Below are 24,957 nucleotides of genomic sequence, written 5' to 3'. Positions count from 1 at the left end.
GCCGGCGCCGAAGAATCCGAACCGATTCACCGCCAGGATCATCCGGGCGCGCCGACGGGTTCGATCGGCTCCGGGTCCAGATCCGGCACCTGACTGGCCAGGTACTCGGCGAGCGAGCTGATCGTCGGATAGTCGAAAACCGCCGTGGCGCTGATGGTGAACGCGCCGCCGAACTGGCCGTACAACCGGTTACGGAGTTCGACCGCCATCAGTGAATCGGTACCGAGGTCGAGGAAGCGGCTGGTCGCGGCGGGCGGTTGCGCAAGCCGCAGGAATTGTTGTACTTCGTGCTGCAGGAATTCCGTCAGGAAACTGACTCGCTCCGCCTCCGGCACCTCGTGCAGCTTCTTGAGCAGCTCGCTGTCGCCAGGTGTCGTCGCCGCGTCGCTCGGCAGCAAGTGGTCGAGAATCGGTGGGCGTGAACCGCGCAGCATCTTCGCGGCACGCTGCCAGTTGGCTTTGATCACGGTCGCCTGCCCCGTTCCGTGGGCGACGACTTCACCGAGCGCATTGAGGGCCGCCGTGGGTTCCATCGAAACGAGGCCTTGCGCACCGAGATTCGCGCGCGCCGCCTCCGAAGCGGCCATGCCGCCCTGCGCCCAGGGACCGAAGTTGACACTGGTCGCGGGCAGGCCTTGCGCTCTGCGTTCGGCAACGAGCCCGTCGAGCAGCGCGTTGGCGGTTGCGTAGTTGGCCTGGCCGGGTGAACCGAGCACGCTGGAGATCGACGAGTAGAGGACGAAGAAGTCCAGATCGTCTTTTCTGGTCAATCGGTGCAAATTCCAGGCCCCCAACGCTTTCGGCAGCAGGGCTGTCCGGAACCGCTCGACACTCTGCTGCGGCAGCAGCGCGTCGTCGAGCACGCCCGCCAGGTGCACCACCCCCGCCAGCGGCGGTAGCTCCGCCCGGATCCGCTCCAGCAACTCCTCGACCTGGGACTCGTCGCCGACGTCGGCCGCAAGGGTGTGGATCCGGCAGCGGTAACGCTCAGTGATGTTGGCGATCGCCTGTTGTGCGGCCGCATCGGGTGCGCGGCGGGCGGTCAGCACGATGTCACCGGCACCGAGCTGGGCCAGGTAGGACGCCGTGTGCAAACCGAGGGCACCGAGGCCCCCGGTGATCAGATAGCTCCGATCACCCTGCGGCTGCAGCGGGTTCGGCATCTGCAGCACGATCTTGCCGATATGCCGCGCCTGCTGCATGCGCCGAAACGCGGTCTTGGCCTCGCTCAGCGGGTAGATCCCGGCGGACAGCGGTGCCCACTCGCCGCTGCCCAACCCATCCGACACTTCGGCCAGCAATCGCCGGATGCGCTCTGGGTCTTGCAGAATGGTCCCATCCAGCGCGACCACTTCATAGTCGATGTCGGGACGGGCCGCCGCCATACGCTCCGGACTCCAGATGTCTCGCTTGGCGATCTCGGCCAAGCGACCGTTGTGGGCGGTGGCCCGCACGGTCGCTTCGACAAAGCCCTCGTTGGTCAGGCTGTTGAGCACCACGTCGACGCCGGCACCGCCGGTGTCGGCGAGGATCTGTTCGGCGAAATCCGTTGTGCGCGAGTCGTACACATACTCGACGCCCAACTTGCGTAGGGTCGCGCGCTTGTAGGCGCTGGCGGTGGCGAAGACGGTCGCCCCGTGCTGCTGCGCCATTTGGATGGCGGCCAGTCCGACACCACCGCTCGCGGCGTGAATCAGCACGCGGTCACCGGGCTTCAGCTGCGCCCAGTCGAACGCGAGCCGGGCCGTGAGTGCGGCAGCCGGAATGGTCGCCGCGGCCACCGCGCTGAGCCCGTGCGGCACCGGCGCCAGCAATTGAGCGGGAACATTGATCCGAGTGGCAAACGCTCCCTGCATGAAGCCAAAGACGCGCTGGCCGATCTCGAATCCGGTTACGCCGGCACCCAACTCGGTGACGATACCGGAGAAGTCGCCGCCGATCAGCCCCGGATCGCCCGGGTAGAGGCCCAGCACGTTGAGCACATCCCGGAAGTTGAGACCGGCGGCCTCCACCCGAACTTGCACCTGGCCCGCAACCGGCGACAGCACTTCCGTCTCGGCGAGTCGCAAGTTGTCGATGGCGCCGCGTTCAGTCGGCGCCAGGACATAGTCGCCTGTGCGCGGCACCGCAAGGTGACCGCTGCGCGCCCACGGCACCAGCCTCGATGCCAGGAACTTTCCTTGCCGCAGTGCCAGTTCCGGCTCGTGAACAGATCCGTCCGGTGCGCGGAGCAAGCGCGCTAGCGAGTGCGCGGCCGCATCCGATCCGTCGTGGTCGATCAGCCTGCAGCGCAGCGTGGGCTGCTCGGCGATGGCGGTACGTCCGAGTCCCCACAGCGCCGCCTGCACCGGATCGACCTGCTCGCCGGGTTCGGTCGCCACCGCTCGTTCGGTGATGATCGACAGCCCACCAGGCAGTTGCACTCCCTCTTCGGCCAGCAGGGTGCGCATCGCGCCGAGGAGGTTGTCGACGTCGGCCTCCATCCGAGCGCTGAATTCGTCACTCGACTCCTCCGCGTTCGGTCGGCCCCTGCCGCGCCAGACGATGCCGGTGACCGGCGCGCCGCTCTCCTGCGCGTGCGCGATGAGCTGCTGCCAGCCCTGCCGGCCCATCCCCCCTTCGGACCGGATACAACCCGGCAACGCGGCCGCCAGCTCGTCGAACCCCGCGATCAGCCATGTGCCGTGGGCCTTTTCGCCGGGCCCGGGATCGCTGATCGGCTCCGGCACCGGCACCTCATGCCAGCCGAGCGTGTACAGCAGCCGGGAAACATCGCCGCCAAGCCCACGCAACAAGGCTTCCCGGGGCGCGCGTTTGACGGTGAACTCGCGTATCCCGCCCAGGTGACGGCCATTGCGATCCACGAAATCGAGATCGAAGACCTGGGTTTCGCTTTCGACGCCGCCGGTACGCCACTTCGCGCGGCAATAGAACCGCCGCGGCATCCGATCCGACAGCACCACCCGCCCGTACCGCAGCGGGAGAAACAGATCCGGAACCGCTCCCCGTTCGGTCGCCGCCAGCAGCGCCGGGAAGGCCGGGAAGGCGACGCCGGTGCACAGGTCCAGCAGCACCGGATGGACCGGCTCACTTCCCAGGTGTTCGGCGAGTTCATCGCCGACGACGACATCGCCGACCGCCTCACCTTCGCCCACCCACAGCGATTTCAGGCACGTCGACCAAGTGGGACCCCACGCCAGCTCCATGTCGGCGAAGGTGTCGAACAGCTGCTGGGGACGGGTGCGGTTCAACCGCTCGATCGCCGCGTCGACGGGGTCGGCCGGCTCAACTGCCGGCTCTTCGTCGACACCGGTGAAGACGGCGCCATCGGCGTTCAGTGCCCACTCGGCATCGCGGACGCCATATGGGCGACTGTGCACTTGGAAGGTCCAGCCGCCCCGATCCTCGGAGGGATGCAATGTCAGCTGGACCTCGCGAGATTGCTTGTCGGCCAAGATGATCGGCTCATAGAAGAAGACGTCTCGCACGTGAGCCGGCGTCCCCACCGCCGCGAGGGCCATCGCCGCGTAGGTCGCGCCGGGAACGACGACGGTGCCATAAATGACGTGATGGGACAGCCACGGCTGGGACTTGACGGACAACCGGCTGGTATAGACCACGTCACCCGAGGCGAGGTCCTTTTCAGCACCCAAGATGGCGGATACCGTGCCGCCCTGGGCATCGGTGCCCGCGATCCCGGACGCCTTGGGCCAGAAGTGCCGGCGCTGGAACGGATAGGTGGGCAGGTCGAGCCTGCGGCGTGGAAGTCGTTGCAGCACAGCGAACTCGGGCCGATGTCCGGCGACATACGCCACGGAAAGCGCTTCGGCCATCTGGCGCCGGGCGCCCGCGCCCTTGCGCAGGGAAACGATCGCCCGTGGTGTCGGCGAGTGTTCCGGCCAGACCTGCACCGCAGCCGCGGTCAAAATCGGTTGCGGACCGATCTCCATCAACACCGAGCATCCCAGCGCCGCCAGCGTGCGGACGCTCTCGGTGAACTGCACCGGCTGGCGGGAATGCCGCCGCCAGTATTGCCCGTCGAGCGCGGTTTCCGCCGTGAGCACGGCGCCGGTGCGGTTGCAAACCAGCGGCCGTGTCGGGGTGGCGAACTGCAGCCGCGCCGCATACGACTCGAATTCGTCGAGTGCCGGCTCCAGCAGCTCCGAGTGAAAGGCGTGGCTGGTATCCAGCCAGGTGCAACGGATCCCGTCATCGCTGAAGGTCGCGACAATCTTTTCCAGATCGGCGCCCGGACCGGAGAGCACCGTATTGCGGCCGTTGTAGGCGGCGACCGAAACGCCGGAGAACTGCTTGGCGGCGTCCTCGACCTGCTCGGGGTCGGCGAACACCGCCACCATTCGGCCACCCTCGGGCAGATTGCCGAAGAACCGGCCGCGTTCGGCCATCAACCGCACCCCGTCCTCGAGGCTGAACACTTCGGCCACGCACGCAGCGGCATACTGGCCGACGCTGTGCCCAAGCACAACGTCGGGTTCGATGCCCCACGACTGCCATAACCGGGCCAGGCCCATCTCGATGGCGAAGAGTGCCGGCTGGGCAAAGGAGGTGTGCCGCAACGCGTCTCCCCCGCTGTCCCGGTCGGTGTCGAACACCACTTCCAGCAACGGACGTGGCAGCAGACCTTCGACCGCTTCCGCGCACCTCGTCACCGTTTCGGCGAATACCGGCTCCGAGTCGAACAATTCGCGAGCCATCCCCGGGTACTGGCTGCCCTGACCGGTGAACAGCCACGCCGTCTTCGGCGGGTCGGCACACTCGCCGCGGGCCACACCCGGCCGCACCCGGCCCTCGGCCAATTCCGCCAATGCGTCGCGGGCGCCCTTGATGGAATCTACGACCAGCGCGGCGCGGTGTTCGAAATGCGAACGCCCGACGCCGGCCGTGAAGCACAGATCGGCGATGTCGACCTCGGGGTGTGCGTCCAGCCAGGTGCCGTAGCGCTGCGCCAACGCCGCCAACGCCTGCGGCGAGCGCGCCGACAAGGGAAACACGCCGATCTGGTCACCCGAGGCGCCCGACTCCGGCGCCGTCGCATCACCGTTTGCGGGGTCGCCGGTCACCGTTTGCGGCGGTGCCTCCTCGATCAGCACATGGGCGTTCGTGCCGGTGAACCCGAACGAGCTCACTCCGGCCCGGCGGGGCCTGCCGTTGGCGTGCCAGGGCATCGCCCTGTCGACCACCCGCACCGGCAACGAGTCCCAAGGAATATGCGGCGAGGGATTCTGGAAATGCAGGTTCTGCGGCAGAACCTCGTGCTGCAGAGACAACACGACCTTGATCAAACCCGCGACCCCCGCGGCCGACTCGAGGTGGCCGAGGTTGGTCTTCGCCGATCCAATGAGCAACGGCCGGTTCGCGTCGCGGCCGGCACCGTAGACGGCCGCGGCGGCCTGCACCTCGATCGGGTCACCCAGGGAGGTACCCGTGCCGTGCGCCTCGAGGTAGTCGATGTCTGGACCGGCAACACCGGCCCGGGCCAGCGCCGCGGAGATAAGCCGTTGCTGCGCACCCCCATTGGGCACCGTCAGACCGCTGGAGGCGCCGTCCTGATTGACCGCGCTGCCACGGATGACCGCGCAGATGCGGTCGCCGCTGCGCTGCGCATCGCTCAGCCTCTTGAGCACCAGAACACCGCAGCCTTCACTGCGCACATAGCCGTCGGCGGCGGCGTCGAAGGTCTTGCACCTTCCGTCCGGCGACAACATCCGGGCACGGGAGGCGGCGACGATCGAGGCCGGACTCAGCAAAACGTTCACCCCGCCGGCCAGCGCCAGATCGCAGTCGCCGGAGTGCAACGCCTGGCAGGCCTGATGGACGGCCACCAGCGAGGAGCTGCACGCGGTGTCCACCGCCACGGCCGGTCCTTCCAGCCCGAGCGCGAAGGCGACTCGACCCGCGATGGCGTTGAGCGCGTTGCCGGTGATGAAGTGGGCTTCGATGCTCTCGACCGAGTCCCGCGACAGCAGGTGTGAGTATTCGTTGGCGGCCACGCCGACGAAGATGCCGCTTCGGCTACCACGCAGGGCCGCAGGAGAATACCCGGCGCGTTCCAGGCCCTCCCAAGCGATCTCCAGCATCAACCGCTGCTGCGGATCCATCCATAAGGCCTCGCGCGGGGAGATACCGAAGAACTCCGGATCGAATTCGCCGATCCCGTCGAGGAATCCGCCGCTGCGGCTGTAGATCTTGCCCGGTGTTTCGGGATCCGGGTCGTAGTACTCGTCGATTTCGAAGCGGTCATCCGGGATCTCCCGGATCGCGTCGACGGCCCCGGACAGGACCTCCCAATACGCTTCGGGGTCGGGCGAGGCCGGAAAACGGCACGCCACCGCGACGATCGCGATCGGCTCGTCCGCGGACCCGGTCGACACCGACGGCGGCTGGGCAGCCGCCTTGGAGCCCGCCTGCGCGGTGAGGCCGAGGACGTCGGCGAGCAGGTACTCCGCCACGTCGGTGACGCGCGGATAGTCCATCGCCAGGGTTGCCGGCAGTTCCTTGCCCACCGCATGCTCCACGCGGCGCCGCAATTCGACCGCCATCAGCGAATCCATGCCCAGGTCGAAGAATCCGGCCTCCTCGCGAATCTCCGCCGCGTCGATCCGTGTCACCTCGGCGACAACATCGCGCAGGTAATCGACGAGAAGTTTCTTGCGCTGCTGCGCCGGGGCGAGGGTGAGCTGTTCCACGAACCGGGTGGGCCCAGAGGAAGGTTCGGGGGCCGTCACCGACTCGGGCACCTCGCGTCCGAGCTCCTCGAGGAAGGACCGCTTGCCCGCCTGCTGGTAGAGCGGCAGGAAACGGGACCAGTCGATCCGGGCCACCACCCCTTGCGGCACAGAAGCGACCATGAGCTCGGCCATCCCGGCCAGCGCGTCCGCGGGCGGCATCGTGCGGACTCCGCGTTGCTCCAGTCGCGCACGCGCGTCTTCGTCGGCCATGCCGGCCGTCCACGGACCGAAGTTGACGCTCACCGCGGTGACACCCTGCTCGCGGAGCCGCCAGGACAATCCGTCCAGGAAGGCGTTCGCCGCGCCGTAGGCGGTCTGGCCAAAGCTGCCCCATACCGAGGCGATCGAGGATGTGCTGAGGAAGAAGTCCAGCGGCAGGTCTGCGGCGGCTTCGCTCAAATGCCAAGCGCCCCAGACCTTTCCCGCGAACACCCGATCCACTTCGGCATCGTCCAAGCTGCGCAGCGGCGTGTTACCGATCTCTCCTGCGGCATGGACGATCCCGGCGAGCGGCGGCAGTTCGGCCTGCACGGTGGCCAGCAGGCGGGCAACGTCGTGCGGATTGGCGACATCGGCTGTGATGACCCGCGTTTGGCAGCCCCACTGTTCGCCCATGGCATCGATGCGACGTTGCGCCGCATCGCTGGGCGAGCGCCGGCCCGTCAGTACCAGGTGCCCGGCACCGTGCGCGGCCAGGTATCCGGCGATTTCCAGTCCCACCGCGCCCAATCCACCGGTCACCAAATAGGTGGCGTCAGCACGCAAGGCGAGCGGTGTTGCGATCGGCCGCCCTTCGCGCCGGGTCAGCCGGGCGACATAGACGCCTTCGTCTCGCAGCGCGACTTGGTCTTCGCCGCGCGGCACTGCCACCACATGATCGATCAACCGGGTCCACTCGTCGGCAGTACCGTCGGACAGATCAGCCAGGCCGCCCCACAATTGCGGATGCTCCAGGGAAGCGGCGCGCCCGAATCCCCACAGACAGGACTGTGCCGGCCGTACGCTGTCGGCGATGGTGACGCGTTGCGCGCCAAGGGTTATCAGCCAGATGGGTGCGCGGATTTCGGCGGCGGCCGCGGCGCGGAAGAGTCGACGCGTTCCGCCCAGCACATGGTGTTGCATCCGCAACAAGGAACGCATCGATGGCGCATTGCCCCGATCGAGACCCGCGCAATGCAGGATGCGTAGCGTCGGTTGCTCTGCCGCCGCCGCGCGCAGCGTCGATTCGAGCCGCTCCTCGTCGGCGTCGGACACCGGCAGCCCGACGATCCGGAACGGCTGGCCCTGAGCGGTCAGCGCGTCGATCAACGGTGCGACGGCTTCGGCGTCATCGCCGATCAACAGCCAGGAGACGGTGTCCGTGCGCGTGGCCGCGGCAACGGATTTCTCCCAACGGATCTCGTACCGAGCATCCGCAATGGACTCGGTTTCCCGCTGTTGGTTGTGTTGTGCCGCAAGCCTGGTCAGCACGTCGGCAGTCTGCCGGCTGGGGTTCGCACCGTCGATCATCGCGGCGAGTTCCTCGATCCGGCCGTCCTCGAGAAGCTGGACGGCTTCGGTGCGGCGGGCATCGGTTTTCTCGGTCGTCTGGGTGGGCGGAACGTCGTTGTCGCGGAACCAGTACCGGCGATGCTGGAACGGATAAGTGGGCAAGTCGAGCTTGCGCATCGGCCCGTGCTGCAGAGCCCCGAAGTCGGGCAGGTGACCGCCGGCGTAGGCGGTGGCAAGGGCTTCGATGATCTGGCGGTGGTCGCCGCCGGTTCGGCGCAACGACGCGATCGCCCGCGGCGCCGCCGGGTCAGGCCATGCCCGCAAGGCCGCGGCGGTGAGCACCGGTTGCGGACCCACCTCCAGCAGCATGGCGCAGTTGAGATCGGCCAGGGTGGCCACGCTCTTGGCGAATTCGATCGGCTGGCGCGCGTGGCGGCGCCAGTACGGCCCATCGAGTTTCGCATTCCGGCCGAGGGCGGCGCCGGTGCGGTTGCAGACCAGAGTCCGTTGTGGCGGGCGGAAGTCGAATCGGCTTGCGTACGACTCGAATTCATCGAGGGCCGGGTCCAGGAGCGCCGAATGGAACGCGTGGCTGGTGTCCAGCGACTCGCACCGAACACCGTCGGCGGTCAAGCCGGCCACCGCCCGGTCCAGATCCCCTGCGGGGCCCGACAGCACGGTATTGGCACCGTTGTAGGCGGCCACCGAGAGCCGCGGGAACTCGTCGGTGCAGCCCTCGACCCGCTCCGCGGTGGCGAAGACCGCCACCATCCGACCGCCCGCCGGCAAACCGCCGAAGAGGCGGCCGCGTTCGGCGAGCAACAACGCTCCGTCCTCGAGGCTGAACACACCGGCGACGCATGCGGCGGCATACTGGCCGACGCTGTGACCCAGCACCACGTCGGGTTCGAGGCCCCACGACTGCCAGAGCCTGGCCAAGCCCATCTCCACGGCGAACAACGCGGGCTGGGCGTAGGTCGTCCGCCGCAGATCTTCGGAGCTGCCGGGGTCGAAAATGACGTCCAGCATTGGTTTTTCGAGCGCGCCATCGACCACCGCCGCGCAGCGGGTCATCGTTTCGGCGAACACCGGTTCGGTTTCGAACAACTCCCGGGCCATGCCGGCGAACTGGCTGCCTTGACCCGGGAACAACCACGCCGTCTTCGGGCGGTCATTGCACGTTCCCCGCACCAAACCCGGTGCGGGACGGTCGTCGGCGAGCGCCCCGAGCAACTCGGCGGCGGACTCCGTCGAATTGACCACCAACGCGGCGCGGTGCTCGAAGTGAGCTCGCCCGACGCCGGCGGTGAAGCACAGCTCCGACAGGCTGGTTTCCGGATGCGCGCTCAACCAGCTGCGGTATCGACCGGCCAGCTGCGCCAAGGCGGCGGGGGTGCGTGCCGACAGCGGCAACACGCTGAATCGTCCGTCCGCGGTCGGCGCGGCGGGTTCCGCGGGCGCGGCGAGCTGGGGCGCTTCCTCGAGGATGACGTGGGCGTTGGTCCCGGAGAACCCGAACGAACTGACCCCCGCGACCCGGGGTCGGCCGTTGCGCTCCCAGCTGGTGGCCTCGTCCACCACCCGCACCGCAAGCCGATCCCAGGGAATGTAGGGCGATGGGTTCTCGAAGTTCAGGTGCTTGGGCAATACCTGGTGCTCGAGCGACAGGACGACCTTGATGATCCCGGCGATCCCCGCGGCGGCTTCCAGATGCCCGATATTGGTCTTCACCGACCCGATCAACAGCGGCCGGCCCGCATCACGACCCTCGCCGAGTACCGCGGCCGCGGCCTGGACTTCGATCGGGTCGCCCAGCGACGTCCCGGTCCCGTGCGCCTCCAGGTATCCCACGTCGCGGGCAGAGACGCCGGCGCGCTTCAGCGCCTCGGCGATGACGCGCTGCTGGGCGACACCGTTCGGCACGGTCAACCCGCCCGATGCGCCGTCTTGATTCACCGCGCTGCCGCGGACCACGGCCCGAATCCGGTCACCGTCGCGGATCGCGTCGTCGAGCCGTTTCAGGACGACGACACCGCAACCCTCACCGCGCACGTAGCCGTCCGCGGCCGCGTCGAATGTCTTGCAGCGGCCATCCGGCGCGAGCATGTGCGCCCGCGAAAACGTCATCATCGTGGCGGGGCTGAGCAGGACATTCGCGCCGCCGGCCAGCGCGAGGTCACATTCCCCCAGCCGCAGCGCTTGGCAGGCCTGATGGACCGCCACCAACGACGAACTGCACGCGGTGTCGACGGTGACGGCCGGGCCCTGCAGCCCCAGCCGGTAACTGATCCGGCCGGCTGCCGCGGCGGCCGCCGTCCCGATCGCCATGTACGCGTCGATCGCGTCGTACTTCAGCTCATCCGAGACCATCGCCAGGTAGTCATGGGTGGACAGACCAATGAAAACCCCGGTGTTGGTATTCGCCAAAGCCGTTGGGGCCGTGCCTGAATGCTCCACCGCCTGCCATGCCGTCTCCAGCAACAGCCGATGCTGCGGGTCCATCAGCATGACCTCACGCGCCGAGACCCCGAAGAACGGCGCGTCGAACCCCACGGCGTCGTCGACGAAGCCCGCCCGCCGGCTCACAATCTTCCCGGGTGCGTCGGCATCGGGGTCGAAGAACTCCTCGACACCCCACCGGTCCGGGGGCACCTCTGACACCGCATCCCGCCCGTGCTGCAGCACGTCCCAGAACTCCGACGCGTCAGCAGCACCCGGAACACGCGCTGCGTAGCCGACTATTGCGAAACCCGATGGCTTCTCCATTGGAGCTTCGACGGTTGCCATGCATCTGTCCTCTCGCATCGACCCGCGAAGGTAGATCCCCAGGGCCGGTCTCCGGCGACGGGTCCGTAGCTCCGGACCAAACCGTACGACCCGACCACTGCACCACATGCCGACCCGATACGCAGGAGAATCGTTCCCCCCGCGGCGAGTAGTGTCGCCGGATGCCAGACTGCGTCCCACGCCGGGCCGTCCATCACCCTAGTCGGTGGCCCCGCCTGTCGCTGAGCACGTCCAGCCCGGCATGTCGGGGACGGTGGGTGCCGAAGAAGCTATCTTGATGTCGCCACCGGCCGGCCGGAACTGCAGCCCTCCGGAACGAGGAGAAGACATTGCGCATCGGGAAAATCACCATCGGCTCAATCCGTGATTGGTCGCCGAGCCCGGGCGTTGTCATCTCCTGGCACCCGACGCCCACGGCCCGGGAAAGGGCCCGGCAAGCGCCGGTCAGTCCGGTGCCCGTCAGCTACATGCAGAGCCAGCATCTTCGGGGTTATCACCGGCAAACGACCTCGGGACTCGACTATTCACGGCAAATCATCGCGACCTGCGAAGTCCCCGGCCGGTGCGACATCTCCGCCATGAATGAGGCGCTCAACGCATATCTGCGCCGGCATGACACGTACCGCAGCTGGTTTGAGCACACCGACGCGGGCGACATCATTCGGCATACCATCGACGATCCCGCCGATATTGAATTCGCGCCCACCGACCACGGCGAAATGGCCGTGGACGACTTGCACGACCATGTGGTGGCCACACCCGATCCGCTGCACTGGGAGTGCTTCAGCTTCGGGATCGTCCAAAACGAGAATCACTTCACCTTCTACGCGAGCATTGACCACGTCCACGGGGACGCGGCTCTGATCGGCATCACGATGGTGGAGTCCCACGCGATGTACACGGCGTTGACGGGTGGCGCCGGGCCCCTCGAGCTGCCCGCCGCCGGCAGCTTTGACGATTTCTGCGCCGAAGAGCGCCGGTACACGTCAGACTTGACCGTGGATTCGCCGCAGGTACGCGCGTGGATTGACTTCGCCAAGAACAATGATGGAAGCCTGCCGGAGTTCCCTTTGCCGCTGGGAAATCCGTTGGAGCCCAGCAAGAGTGAGATGATCACGGACACCCTGATGGACGCGCAACAAACCGCGAGATTCGAAGCGGCCTGCTCGGCGGCGGGTGCGCGCTTCGTCGGCGGCTTGTTCGCCTGCCTCGCCCAGGTGGAACACGAATTCACCGGTGCCGCCACCTATTACGGGCTCACCCCCAGAGATACCCGAAAGACTTCGGACAACTTCATGACGCAGGGTTGGTTTACCGGCTTGGTTCCGATCACCGTGCCGATTGCCGCCGTGTCCTTCAGTGACGCGGCCTGGGCGGCTCAGACTTCCTTTGACTCGGGTCTGAACATGGCGAAGGTCCCCTATTACCGCGTGCTGGAATTGGCGCCGTGGCTGAGCAGGCCCCGTCCCAACTTTCCGGTGACAAATTTTCTGCACGGGGATGCCGCTCCGATGAACGCCGTGCTCGCGGCAGCTGAAATGGGCTACACCAACAACATTGGGATCTACTCCGACGGAAGGTATTCGTATCAGCTAACGATCTATACCTTCCGGTACGAGGAAGGCACCGTAATGGCGATAATGTTTCCAGACAACGCGGTTGCCCGAAAATCAGTCGCCCGGTATGTCGCGGCGATGAAGTCGGTGTGTTTGCGGGTCGCTGATAGCGGTCATTGGGGGCGCGTTGCCTAGCGGGGAACCCTACGATGCCTGCTGATGTTCTCCGGACTCGGCCTTTTCACGCGGCCGGGTGCGTAGCGAGGTCGATGTGCGACGACTAGCTGATTTTGTGGTGCGTTGGCCCGGGGTCGTCATAGGGTTTTGGGTCCTGATCGCGGTCGCATTGCCGCTGACGTTCCCGCCCCTGAACGAGATGGCGCAGAAGCACCCACTCGCGATGCTGCCGAGCGGCGCGCCGTCGAGCGTGGCCGCCCGGAAGATGACCGAAGCGTTTCACGAATCGGGCGCAGAGAACCTCATGCTGGTGGTCCTTAGCGACGAGAAAGGGCTTGGGCCCGCCGACGAAGCCACCTACCGCAAGCTGGTGAGCGCCCTGCACGACGACCGGCGCGACGTGTTGATGTTGCAGGATTTCGTCAACACGCCGCCCTTGCGTCCGGTTCTGACCAGTAAGGACCGCAAATCCTGGCTGCTGCCGGTTGGCCTCGCCGGCGAATTGGGCACTCCGAAGTCCTACGCCGCTTACCTCCGCGTTGCCGACATCGTCAAACACAACGTCGCCGGATCCCCGTTGACAGCGAACCTAACCGGGCCCGCGGCCACCGTCAGCGATCTCACCGTCGCGGGCGAGCGGGATCGCCTTCCGATTGAACTGGCGATCGCCGCCCTGGTGCTCGTCGTCCTGCTGGTGGTCTACCGCAACCCGCTCACCATGCTGCTGCCGCTGCTCGCGATCGGGGCGTCGATGGTGATCGCGCAGGCGGTCGTCGCCGGAATCTCCCAAATCGGCGGCCTAGGCGTTTCGAACCAGTCCATCGTCTTCTTGAGCGCCATCATCGCCGGCGCGGGAACCGACTACGCGGTCTTCCTCATCAGCCGCTACCACGACTATCTGCGGCGCGGAGCGGACTTCGACGAAGCCGTGCGGCGGGCGCTCACCTCGATCGGAAAAGTGATCGCCGCATCCGCGGCCACGGTCGGAATCACTTTTCTCGGAATAAGTTTCGCCCGGATGGGTGTGTTCTCCACGGTGGGTATCTCATCGGCCATCGGGATCGGTGTCGCCTTCCTCGCGGCGATGACCTTGCTGCCGGCCATCTTGGTAGTGGCCGGGCCGCGCGGCTGGGTCAAGCCCCCCCGCGAACTGACCGCCCGGTTCTGGCGACGTTCGGGGATACGCATCGTGCGCCGGCCCAGGGTTCATCTGGTTGCCAGCATGCTGGTGCTGATCATTCTCGCCAGCTGTGCGGGTTTGGTGCGCTACAACTACGACGACCGCAAGGCCCTGCGGTCCTCAGCACCGAGTTCGATCGGGTATGCCGCGCTGGATCGCCACTTCCCGGTCAATCAGTCCATTCCGGAATACATCCTCGTCGAGTCACCGCATGACCTGCGTACGCCGCGGGCGCTCGCGGATCTGGAGCAGATGGCCGACCGAGTCAGCCAACTGCCGAACGTCGCTGCAGTCAGCGGCGTGACCCGGCCCGCGGGCGCGGTACCGGAACAGTTCAGGGCCACCTACCAGGCGGGCGCTATCGGCGCTCGCCTGGGCGCCGGTTCGGCCCTGATCAGCGACCACGCCGATGATCTCGACCGACTGCTCGCTGGGGCCAACACCCTGGCCGACAACCTCGGCGATGTGCGGGGCCAGGTCAACCAGATGGTTGCCGGGATGCAAGGCCTGACTGAGGCTTTCACTTCGATGAGGACCCAGTACGGCGGCGACAAGTTGGTCAAGGAAGTCGTCACCGCCGCCAAGCTCGTCAGCAGCATCAATTCCCTCGGCCATACCATCGGCGTCAACTTTGCCGCCGTCAAGGACATGTTCGCCTGGGTGGCCCCGGTGCTGGCGGCGCTCGAGGGCAACCAGGTTTGCGATGCCGATCCCTCCTGCAGCGCCACCCGAGCCCAATTCGAGCGCGTGGTCAATGCCCGTGGTGACGGAAGCCTCGACCAGATCAACGATCTGGCGGGCCAGCTCCAGGCGTTCCAAGACCGGCAGACCCTCAACGCATCGGTGGATCACCTGCGTGGTGCACTCGCCAACTTCGTCAAGGCGCTGCATGCCATGGGGCTGGACCAGCCCGGTGGCCTGCAGGCCGACCTGAACCACCTGCAACAAGGCGCTGACCGGTTCGCCAGCGGAAGCCGGCAGGTGGCCGATGGGGTGGACCAACTCGTCGACCAGATCAAACAGATGGGTACGGGGCTCGGCGAGGCGTCGGCGTTCCTCCTCACGCTGAAACGTGACGCGGCGGAACCGTCGATGGCGGGGTTCAACGTTCCGGCGCAGCTGCTGCACATGGAGGAGTTCAAGAAAGCCGCCAAGGCGTTCATTTCGCCCGACGGGCACTCGGTGCGGTATTTGGTTCAGACCAAACTCAACCCGTTCAGCTCCGAGGCGATGGATCAGGTCAGTGCGATCAGCGATACCGCCCGGGGAGCCCAACCGAATACCTCATTGGCAGACGCCTCGATATCGATGGCCGGATATCCCGTTACGCTGCGGGACACGCGAGATTTTTATGAGCACGACATCAAGTTCATCATTGTCGTCACCATCGTTGTTGTCCTGATGACGCTGATCGCGCTGCTGCGCGCGGTCGTCGCACCGCTGTATCTGGTCGGTTCCGTCGTCATTTCGTATTTGTCGGCTGTGGGTATCGGCGTCCTGACGTTTCAATTCCTACTGGGCCAGCAATTGCATTGGAGCGTGCCGCCATTGGCCTTCGTGGTATTGGTCGCCGTCGGAGCCGATTACAATATGCTTTTCGTCTCGCGAATGCGTGACGAGTCCCCGCGCAGCATGCGTTACAGCGTCATTCGCGCATTGAGTTCGACCGGCGGTGTGATCACCGCGGCGGGTTTGATTTTCGCCGCCTCGATGTGGGGCCTGGTGTTTTCCAGCATCGGCACCGTGGTTCAGGGCGGCTTCGTGATCGGGATCGGAATCTTGCTCGACACCTTCCTGGTCCGCACCATAACGGTGCCCGCCTTGGCTACGCTGGTCGGGCGGGCGAGCTGGTGGCCATCGCGACCGGGAGCGCAATGGTCGCGATCCCGCTCACCGGCCGGGCGTGCGGACTAGTACCCATCAGCTGCGAGGCCCACGAGCGATATGCGACACTACGAGACCAAGTCGGGCAGGCGGGAAGCGGCGATGCAGAAAGTACTCGCAGGAGTTACCGCTGTGGTAACCCTCGGCGTCACAGGATATTTCGGCCTCGGGATCGCGACGGCCGATGACGAGCCCGGCGACGGGACGGCGTACGCCTTGGGCGGCGCTCACGTTCCGGGTATTCCCTACGACGAGTACGGCAGGCGCCTGGGTGCCGGCTGGTTTCCCGGCCTGAAGCGAGAAATCGTCGACTACCCTGCGGGGCAGGTCCAGGGCCACGTGCTCGAACGGCTCTTTCCGGGGATAGGCCGGCTGGATGAAGCCTTCCCGGGGGTGGGCGTGGACGGGCCCAGCGTGGGCGAGTCGGTCGCCGTCGGGGCCGAGAACCTGGATGCGGCGATCCGCAGGGGTGGGCCCGGCGCCGCGATCGGGTTGTCCGAGGGTTCGCTCGTGCTTGACGCCGAGCAGGCCAGGCTCGCCAGTGACCCGACCGCTCCCCCACCAAACCAATTGGTCTTCAGCACATTTGGCAACCCGGTCGGGCGGCACGGCTTCGGCGAGAGTTTCCTGACCTCCTTCTTTCCGGTTGGTTCCGTCGTTCCCGCGCTCGACTACCGCATCCCGCCCCCGGTGGAGAGCCAATACGACACCAAGGCTTTCGTCGCCGCGTACGACATGATCGCCGACTTTCCCGACCGGCCGGACAACCTGTTAGCGCTGGCCAACACCCTCGTGGGCGAAGCGACCGGTCATACCGCGGTCGCGTTCACCGACCCGAGCATGGTGCCGCCGCAGAACATCAGGACGACCGTCAACTCCAGGGGCGCGAAGACAACGACGTATCTGATTCCGGAAAGACACCTCCCGCTGGTACTGCCGTTGGGCTACCTCGGCGTGCCGGAAGACGTGCTGAATCAGCTCGACGCGGAACTGACTCCGATGGTGAATGCGGGATACTCGCGCAACGACGACCCGCTTACCGCTCCGCTTCAAGTGGACCCGGTGCGGGGCTTCGACCCCGCGGCCGTGATTGCACCGGCCAGTCAGGCCACCTTCGGCGGGGGCGGCGATCCCTTTTCGCAGCTGATGTCGAGCGCCATGGCTGCGCTGAACCAGGGCAACCGCTGACCTCGAGGGTGTAGACACGCCCGGGCGCACGTCGGCGATAATGACCCAGATTCGCCGACGTCAAAGGAGACGCGATGAGCAAGCCGCCGACAGACCGCCCGCTGCGCGTCATCCAGTGGACGACCGGGAACATCGGGCGACGTTCGCTGCACGCCATCATCGGCAGGCCGGACATGGAATTGGTCGGGGTGTACGCGCACGGGGCGGACAAGGTCGGCGTGGATGCCGCCGAACTGGCCGGCTGGCCGGAACCGACCGGTGTGCGCGCGACGAACGACATCGACGCGCTGCTCGCCTCGGGCGCCGATGCGTGCTGTTATAACCCGTTGTGGCCCAACATCGATGAGTTGGTGCGATTGCTGGAAGCGGGCGTCAACGTGTGCTCCAGCGCGGCCTGGATCACCGGAGGCAAGCAGACACCCGAGGACCGCGAACGCATCGTGGATGCCTGCAAACGAGGCGGTTCGACCATCTTCGGCAGCGGAGCGCACCCGGGCATGACGAACATGGTCGGCATGGTGCTCAGCGGCGCGTGCGAACGCGTCGACGAAATTCGCATCACCGAGTCGGTGGATTGCTCGACCTACGAATCGGCGGAAACACAGACGGCGATGGGCTTCTCGCAGGATCCCGATACGCCGGGGCTGGCGGAAAGCGTGCGGCGCGAAAGCGAGGTCTTCGCCGAGTCGGCGGCCATGATGGCCGACGCGATCGGGGCCAAGCTGGACCGGATGACCTTCGACGTGACCTTCACCGCGGCCACCGGGGATTCGGATCTGGGCTTCATGAAAATCCCCGAGGGAACGGTCGGCAGTGTCTACGGCTACCACCGCGGCTGGCAGGGCGACCGCAACGTGGTCAGCGTCGGGTTCAACTGGACCATGGGCAATCACGTGGTGCCGCCCAAGCCACTGGAGCACGGCCACGTCATTCAGGTGTACGGGCTGCCCAACATGCGGACCGTCCTGCATTGCCTGCCGCCGAAGGATTGGACGGAACCCGGGTTCATGGGATTGGGAATGATCTACACGGCGATGCCGGTGACCAACGCGGTCCCGGCCGTGGTGGCCGCCGAGCCCGGGATCGTGACGCTGGCCGATTTGCCGCCGGTCACCGGCCGGGTGGCCGGGTAAGCGCGTATGCCGTTCACCACATCGAAGGCCCCCGGAGGAACGCTTGCGTGCACTAAGGTTTAGAGTGCTTAGCTGAGCAAAATGGTCGAAAGACATCGGTGTGGTCGACGACGTAGGTGAGCTTCGCGGCAGTGCCCGGACGGCGGGTAGGCGGAAGGCGGTCAGGTGGTGGCTAGTCCAGACTCGGGTCCACGTACTCCCACGGTGACTCGCGTGCTCAAGCGGGCGTGGATACCGCTGGTTTTGGTAGTGGTGCTGGCCCTTTCGGCGTTGATCGTGTCGCGGCTACACAAGATCTTCGGCTCGCAAGACCTCAACGCGAACGCCGGCAAGGGGATCGAGATCGTGCAGTTCAACCCGAAGGTCGTGGTCTACGACATCACCGGCCCGCCCGGCGCCACCGCCAACATCAACTACTGGGACGAGAACGCCAACACCCATCAGGTGAACGCGGCGCCGCTGCCGTGGTCGACCACCATCTCGACGACCTTGCCGTCGGTCAGCGCCAACGTCATGGCCCAGAGCGACGGCAGTGAGATCGGTTGCAAGATCACCGTCGACGGCGTCGTCCGCGAACAGCGGAGTTCAGACGGTCACAACGCGCAGACCTTCTGCCTGGTGAAGTCCGCATGAGCGACGCGAGCAACGAGACCCCACGCGACCTGAGCGTGGCCGACACCGGCCCGATCAACACCAAGGGCCTGCCCAGGGCCGAGCGGGGCCACCGGCCGTACCTGCCGCATGCGATCCGCATCTTCGCGGTGCCGATCATCGTTGGCTGGGTGCTCGTCACGGTCCTGGTGAACGTCATCGTGCCCACCCTGGAAAAGGTCGGGGAGGCCCACTCGGCTCCGATGACACCGCTGGACGCACCGTCGATGAAGGCGATGATGCGCCTGGGCCACAATTTCCACGAGTTCGACTCCAACAGCACCGTGATGATCGTGTTGGAGGGCCAGCAACCGCTCGGCCCCGACGCGCACCAGTACTACGACAAGCTGATAAGGCAACTTCGTCAGGATCCCAAGCACATCCAGCACATCCAGGACTTCTGGGGCGACCGGCTGACGGCGGCGGGCGCGCAGAGCGCCGACGCCAAGAGCGCCTACGTTCAGGTGAACCTCGCCGGTAACCAGGGCACGACGCTGGCCAACCAGTCCGTGGATTCCGTCCGCAAGGTGATCGAGGAGAATAAGGCGCCACCCGGCGTGAAGGCCTACGTCACGGGTCCTGCCGCGCTGTCCGACGATATGCACATCATCGGTAACGCCAGCCTGGCCAAGATCACGCTGTTCACCCTGGGCGCCATCGCGATCATGTTGCTGCTGGTCTACCGGTCCATCGTCACCACGCTGGTGCAGCTGTTCATGACCTTTGTCGCGCTGGCGTGTTCGCGGGGAGTCGTCGCGGTTCTCGCGTACCACGACGCATTCGGGCTTACCACTTTCGCCGCCAACATCCTCACCATGTTGGCGATCGCCGCGGGGACGGACTACGGCATTTTCCTGATCGGCCGCTATCAGGAGGCGTTGGCCGCGGGCGAGGACCGAGAAACCGCGTACTACACCACATTCAAGGGCGTCGCCCCGGTCGTCTTAGGGTCGGGCCTGACGATCGCGGGCGCGACCTATTGCCTCAGTTTTACCCGGCTGCCGTGGTTCAACACCATGGGCGCGCCGGTGGCGATCGGGATGATCGTCGTGGTGCTGGCCGGCGTCACGCTGGGGCCCGCGGTGGTGTTCGCCGGCAGCCGCTTCCACCTGTTCGAAAAGCAGGCCAAACGTGGACGGCTGTGGCGCCGGGTGGGTACCGCCGTAGTACGCTGGCCGGCACCAATTCTGGCCGTGAGCGCCGCGGTCGTGCTGGTCGGCATGATCGCCCTGCCGAGCTTTCACACCAGCTACAACGACCGCCATTACCTGCCGTTGTCAGCCCCGTCCAATCAAGGACAAGAGGCCGCGAACCGGCATTTCTCCGAGGCCCGGATGAACCCCGACCTGCTGATGATCGAGTCCGATCACGACATGCGGAACCCAGCCGACATGCTGGTGTTGGACCGGGTCGCCAAGAACGAGATGCGCACGCTCGGGATCGCCATGGTCCAGGACATCACCAGACCGCTGGGCATCCCGATCCAGCACAGCTCGATACCGTTCCAGAACAGCGCCCAAAGCCAGACGACGATGCAGAACATGAGCTTCCTCAAGGAGCGCATCGCCGACATCCACCGGATGGCCGACGACCTGCAAACTCAGATCGAAACCACCCAGCGGCAGTACGAAGTGTCGCTGGACCTGGCCAAGGCCGCCGACGACAGCGCAAAGACCACCGCGGTGACGTCGCAGATCACCGACACCCTTCGCGACCACATTGCGGACTTCGACGACACCTTCCGGCCGGTGCGCTCGTACTTCTACTGGGAGCGACACTGCTACGACATTCCGTTGTGCATCGGGTTGCGGTCGCTGTTCGACACGTTCGACGGGTTCGATCAGCTCGCCGAGCAATTCCACTACCTGACAACCGATATCGAGCACACCGCGAAAGCATCCCGCGACCTGACGGAGCTGTTTCCCACGCTGATCACCACGCTGAAGACGACCAGAGGCATCACGCTCACCCTGTATCAGACGTTCAAGGCGATGATCGATCAGATGGAGGCCATGAGCAACACCGCGATCGTGATGGGTCAAAGCTTCGACGCGTCGAAGAACGACGACTTCTTCTACCTGCCGCCCGAGGCCTTCGACAACCCGGACTTCCAGACCGGCCTTCGGATGTTCTTGTCGCCGGACGGTAAGTCGGCGCGGTTCTTCATCACGCATCAGGGCGATCCGATGTCGCCGGAGGGCATTGCGCAAGTCGACGCCGAACGCACCGCCGCGCAGGAGGGTATCAAGCAGTCGTCGCTGTCCGACGCTCGGGTCTATCTGGGCGGCACCGCCGCGACGTTCAAGGACATGGCCGACGGCGAGAAGTACGACCTGATGATCGCCGTGGTGTCGGCCCTGACGCTGATCTTCATGATCATGCTGTTGCTCACCCGCAGCGTGGTGGCCGCGCTGGTGATCGTCGGCACCGCGGCCAGCTCGATCGCGGCGTCATTCGGTCTGTCCGTGCTCATCTGGCAGGACCTGTTCGGGATCAGGATCCACTGGATCGTGATGGCGCTGTCCGTGATTATCCTGCTGGCGGTCGGATCCGACTACAACCTGCTGCTGGTCTCGCGATTCAAAGAAGAGATCCATGCCGGGCTCAAGACGGGGATCATCCGGTCGATGGCCGGCACCGGTGGGGTGGTGACGGCCGCGGGTCTGGTGTTCGCCTTCACCATGGCCTCGATGCTCGGCAGCGACTTGCGGGTGCTGGGCCAATTCGGGTCGACGGTGTGCATCGGTCTGCTGCTCGACACCCTGATCGTGCGCACGCTGCTGATGCCGTCGATCGCGACGTTGCTGGGACGGTGGTTCTGGTGGCCGCAAGTGGTACACCCCCGCGGCGACAACGCCAGGCGCCCGGTGCCGGCTTAAGTCGGCAGCTGCACGACGACCGCGACGGCTCCGGCGCCGACATGCAACGCCAGCACCGGGCCCAACGGGGTGATGATCGCCGGCTCGCAGGCCGGTAGTCTGCGCGCGAGCTCCGCCGCCACATCCTTGGCGCCGTCCGGGTTGGCGACGTGATGCACCGCCAGCGCGGCCGGACTGTCGCCGGTGACCTGGCAGACCCGGTCGACCATCGCCTCCGTCGCGTGGGTGACGGTGCGTACCCGTTGGGCCAGAACGAGTTTGCCGTCGTCGTCGATGCGAAGCAGCGGTTTGAGCGCCAGCGCCGTGCCCAGCCATGCCTTGGCGCCGCCGATCCGTCCACTGCGGCGCAGGTTGTCGAGCCGGTGCACCACCATGAACGCATGGCTATGCCGTGCGGCCGCATCCGCCGCGGCGGCGACGGCGTCGAGGTCGCCACCGGCGGCCGCGGCCCGTGCGGCGGCCAACGCAATGAAGCCCGTGCCCATGGCGGTCGACTTCGAGTCGACGACCCGCACGTGGGTGTTCAGGTCGGCGGCGGTCCGTTCGGCGGCGCCGCAGGTGCCCGACAGTGCGGACGAAATGTGCACCGCCACCACGCCGTCCCCGCCGCTGTCGGCCAGCGCCTGCTGGTAGGCGTCGGCCAGTTCTGCGGGCGTGGCCGCCGCGGTGGTGGCGTGACGCTTGTAGACGTCTTCAGGGATCTGGTCCACGCCGTCGCGCAGATCGACGCCGTCGAGCAGAATGTGCAGCGGCACAACCCGTATCGCCCACTGCTGAAGCAAGTCGGCCGGCAAGCGCGCCGACGCATCGGTCACCACCAGGACGGACATCGAGCTACCCGCGTGGCTTGTCGGTCGGAACGCCGGCTTCGGCCAGGGCCTTCAGCATCAGCTCGGCAACCGCCTGGTGCGCTTCGAAATTCCAGTGAATGCCGTCGGGATTTCCGCGTCCGCTCATGATGTGCTCGGCGACAGCCGCTTTGAGGTCCACCAGCGGAACGTCGTGGGTTTGCGCCCACTCGGTGATCGCCGCGGCGGTCGCCGGGCGGCCATGGTGGGCCCTGCCGTAGGTGTCGGCGATATGCACCGACGGCAGCGAGGCCACGATCGGAATGCCCGGGCGGTTGAAATCGATTGCGCTGCGGGTCTGTTCGAGGTAGTCGGCGCTCAGGTGCGCGGGCAGCGCGGACCGGGCCACCGGCGAGAGCCTGGGCTGCAGCCAGCCGTAGCCGTCGCGGACCCAGCGCCGCACTCGCGGCGGGCGCACGTAGCGGATCAGTTCGCGCAGCGCGGTCGGCAGCACCGACGGCAGCGAATCCATGCCGCCGGTCGCGAAAATGACGGCGCCGGCCCTGGGCAGCGCGGCCCAGGCGCGCGGGTCCTGGGTCGCCGCCCACCAGATGTCGCGGCAGGTCCAGCCGATGCGACCGATGAGTTCGACATCCCAACCCAATTGTGCGGCAACGACATTGGGCCATATGCGCGGATCGTCGGCGGGCAGGCCGCCGGTCGGCCCGTAGTAGGCCAGCGAGTCGGCGAAGATCAGCAGGGTGGGCCGTGCATCAGAGGACATCGTTGGACACCTGCGCCGAAGCGTTCCACACGTCGAGGCGCCAGCGGATGCTGTCGAAACCCGCCCCGGATTCGTCGGAATGGCCGGAAAGCTGCACCCAGCTGGCGTTGCCCATGCCGCCCAACGTCGGCCAGTTGGCGACCGGAAGCTTGAGCAGCGCGGCCGACAGCGCGGCGATCAGCCCGCCGTGGGCCACCAGCACCACCGGCCGATCGGCGTGCTGGGGGCCGCCCCATTCCGGCTCGCCGGAGACCAGTTCGGTCACCAACGGCACACTGCGGGCGGCGACGTCGACCCGACTTTCGCCACCATGGGGCGCCCAGGTGGCGTCTTCGCGCCAGGCCAGCCGGGCCCCGGGGGCCTGCGTGTCGACCTCGGTGTGCGTCAGTCCCTGCCAGTCGCCGAGATGGGTTTCCCTCAACCGGGGATCCACGCGGATCGGCTGGCCGGTCCGCTCGCCGAGCCGGATCGCCGTGTCGTAGGCGCGATGCAGATCCGACGACACGATGAGCAACGGCTGTAGCTTGCCGAGCACCTCGGCGGCGGCGATCGCTTGCGCCCGCCCGAGTTCGCTGAGTTGGGAATCCAGCTGCCCCTGCATGCGGCTGCCGGCGTTGAACTCGGTTTGCCCGTGCCGCAACATGATCAGGCGACGAATGGTCATTGCGTGCCCGCCGACTCGTCGGGAACCGCGGCCAGGTCCACGGGCACGACCGGGCAGTCGCCCCACAACCGGTCCAGGGCATAGAAGTCGCGGTCATCCTGGTGCTGGATGTGCACGACGATGTCGCGGTAGTCCAGCAGCGTCCAGCGGCCCTCCCGGGTGCCCTCCCGGCGCGCCGGCTTGTAGCCAGCCCTGCGCATCTTCTCCTCGACCTCGTCGACGATGGCATTGACCTGCCGCTCGTTGGACGCCGAGGCGATGACGAAGCAGTCGGTGATGACGAGTTGGCCGGACACGTCGATCACGACGACATCGTCGGCCAGCTTCGATGCGGCCGCGCCGGCGGCCACGGTCGCCATGTCGATCGCCTCCTGGGTCGCGGTCATGTGTTGTTCCCGGCGGGCAGGGTTGATCGGCTCACGGTGTCCTTCGATTGTTCGCCGCGATAGAGCCGGCGCTTGGAGACGTACTGCACGACGCCGTCGGGCATCAAGTACCACAGGGGCCGATGCTGTTCGGCGCGCAGACGGCAGTCGGTCGACGAGATCGCCAGCGCCGGGATCTCGACGAGCGTCAGCACGTCCTCCGCCAGCTCGCCGAGCACGCCGGTGATGTGTTCACGCCGCAGCTCGTAGCCGGGCCGGCTGACGCCGACGAACCGCGCCAACTGAAACAGCTCCTCCCAGCCCTGCCAGGACAGGATGGACGCCAGGGCGTCGGCGCCGGTGATGAAGTGCAGCTGCGAATCGGGGTTGAGGGCGTGCAGGTCCCGCAGGGTGTCCTTCGTGTAGGTGGGCCCGGCGCGGTCGATGTCGACCCGGCTCACCGAGAAGCGGGGGTTGGAGGCGGTGGCGATCACCGTCATCAGATATCGGTCCTCGGCGGCGGAAACGTGCCGGTCCTTCTGCCAGGGCTGACCGCTGGGCACGAACACCACTTCGTCGAGGTCGAACAGGTCGGCGACCTCACTGGCGGCAACCAGGTGCCCGTAATGGATGGGATCGAACGTCCCACCCATCACTCCCAGCCTGCGCAGCTGCTTTTGC

General features: G+C 66.5%; 12 protein-coding genes. 6 read left to right on the top strand and 6 right to left on the bottom strand.

The genetic code is table 11. The features are described 5' to 3' along the window. Positions 1–38: 38 nt before the first annotated feature. Positions 39–11,027: a type I polyketide synthase gene (locus tag H7J89_RS03835; RefSeq protein WP_264036631.1), complete on the bottom strand. Its 10,989-nt coding sequence runs from the start codon at positions 11,025–11,027 to the stop codon at positions 39–41. 329 nt (positions 11,028–11,356) lie between these two features. On the opposite strand from H7J89_RS03835, the gene H7J89_RS03830 reads away from it, so the two are divergent. The 6 genes from H7J89_RS03830 to H7J89_RS03805 all read left to right on the top strand — a co-directional run bounded on the left by H7J89_RS03830 (position 11,357) and on the right by H7J89_RS03805 (position 21,675). Then, on the top strand, positions 11,357–12,778 hold the full coding sequence (locus tag H7J89_RS03830) for a condensation domain-containing protein (protein WP_264036630.1): 1,422 nt from the start codon (positions 11,357–11,359) through the stop codon (positions 12,776–12,778). A gap of 76 nt (positions 12,779–12,854) precedes the next feature. Continuing rightward, the gene (locus H7J89_RS03825; RefSeq protein WP_264036629.1) at positions 12,855–15,854 is read left to right on the top strand and encodes an MMPL/RND family transporter; all 3,000 of its coding nucleotides are present in this window, start codon (positions 12,855–12,857) and stop codon (positions 15,852–15,854) included. 72 nt (positions 15,855–15,926) lie between these two features. Next, positions 15,927–17,012, top strand: coding sequence for an acyltransferase PE (pe, locus tag H7J89_RS03820; RefSeq protein ID WP_264037086.1), 1,086 nt, complete (start codon positions 15,927–15,929; stop codon positions 17,010–17,012). Between the two features lie 74 nt (positions 17,013–17,086). Beyond that, positions 17,087–18,145, top strand: coding sequence for an NAD(P)H-dependent amine dehydrogenase family protein (locus tag H7J89_RS03815; protein WP_264036627.1), 1,059 nt, complete (start codon positions 17,087–17,089; stop codon positions 18,143–18,145). A gap of 204 nt (positions 18,146–18,349) precedes the next feature. Then, the gene (locus tag H7J89_RS03810) at positions 18,350–18,778 is read left to right on the top strand and encodes an MmpS family transport accessory protein (RefSeq protein WP_264036625.1); all 429 of its coding nucleotides are present in this window, start codon (positions 18,350–18,352) and stop codon (positions 18,776–18,778) included. Next, the gene (locus H7J89_RS03805) at positions 18,775–21,675 is read left to right on the top strand and encodes an MMPL/RND family transporter (RefSeq protein ID WP_264036624.1); all 2,901 of its coding nucleotides are present in this window, start codon (positions 18,775–18,777) and stop codon (positions 21,673–21,675) included. The genes H7J89_RS03810 and H7J89_RS03805 overlap by 4 nt, the downstream gene beginning before the upstream one ends. Here the strand turns inward: H7J89_RS03805 and H7J89_RS03800 are convergent. From H7J89_RS03800 to nadD, 5 genes are read right to left on the bottom strand one after another with little or no spacing between them, the layout of a single operon-like run. Then, entirely contained in the window at positions 21,672–22,505 is an 834-nt protein-coding gene (locus H7J89_RS03800) for a DegV family protein (RefSeq protein WP_264036623.1), read from the bottom strand. The two genes, H7J89_RS03805 and H7J89_RS03800, sit on opposite strands and share 4 nt — an antisense overlap. A gap of 4 nt (positions 22,506–22,509) precedes the next feature. Beyond that, positions 22,510–23,247, bottom strand: coding sequence for a diglucosylglycerate octanoyltransferase (gene octT, locus H7J89_RS03795; RefSeq protein ID WP_264036622.1), 738 nt, complete (start codon positions 23,245–23,247; stop codon positions 22,510–22,512). Beyond that, entirely contained in the window at positions 23,237–23,911 is a 675-nt protein-coding gene (gene gpgP / locus H7J89_RS03790) for a glucosyl-3-phosphoglycerate phosphatase (RefSeq protein ID WP_264036621.1), read from the bottom strand. Before gpgP ends, octT begins: the two co-directional genes overlap by 11 nt. Beyond that, on the bottom strand, positions 23,908–24,297 hold the full coding sequence (rsfS, locus tag H7J89_RS03785) for a ribosome silencing factor (RefSeq protein ID WP_264036619.1): 390 nt from the start codon (positions 24,295–24,297) through the stop codon (positions 23,908–23,910). Before rsfS ends, gpgP begins: the two co-directional genes overlap by 4 nt. Further along, complete coding sequence (nadD, locus tag H7J89_RS03780) at positions 24,294–24,947, bottom strand: nicotinate-nucleotide adenylyltransferase (RefSeq protein ID WP_264037085.1); 654 nt, start codon at positions 24,945–24,947, stop codon at positions 24,294–24,296. The genes rsfS and nadD overlap by 4 nt, the downstream gene beginning before the upstream one ends. Between the last annotated feature and the right edge of the window lie 10 nt (positions 24,948–24,957).

Origin of the sequence: Mycobacterium paraffinicum, from assembly GCF_025822865.1 — a bacterium.
Taxonomy (GTDB): Bacteria; Actinomycetota; Actinomycetes; order Mycobacteriales; family Mycobacteriaceae; genus Mycobacterium; species Mycobacterium paraffinicum.
This window is presented reverse-complemented; position numbering and strand designations above follow the sequence as displayed.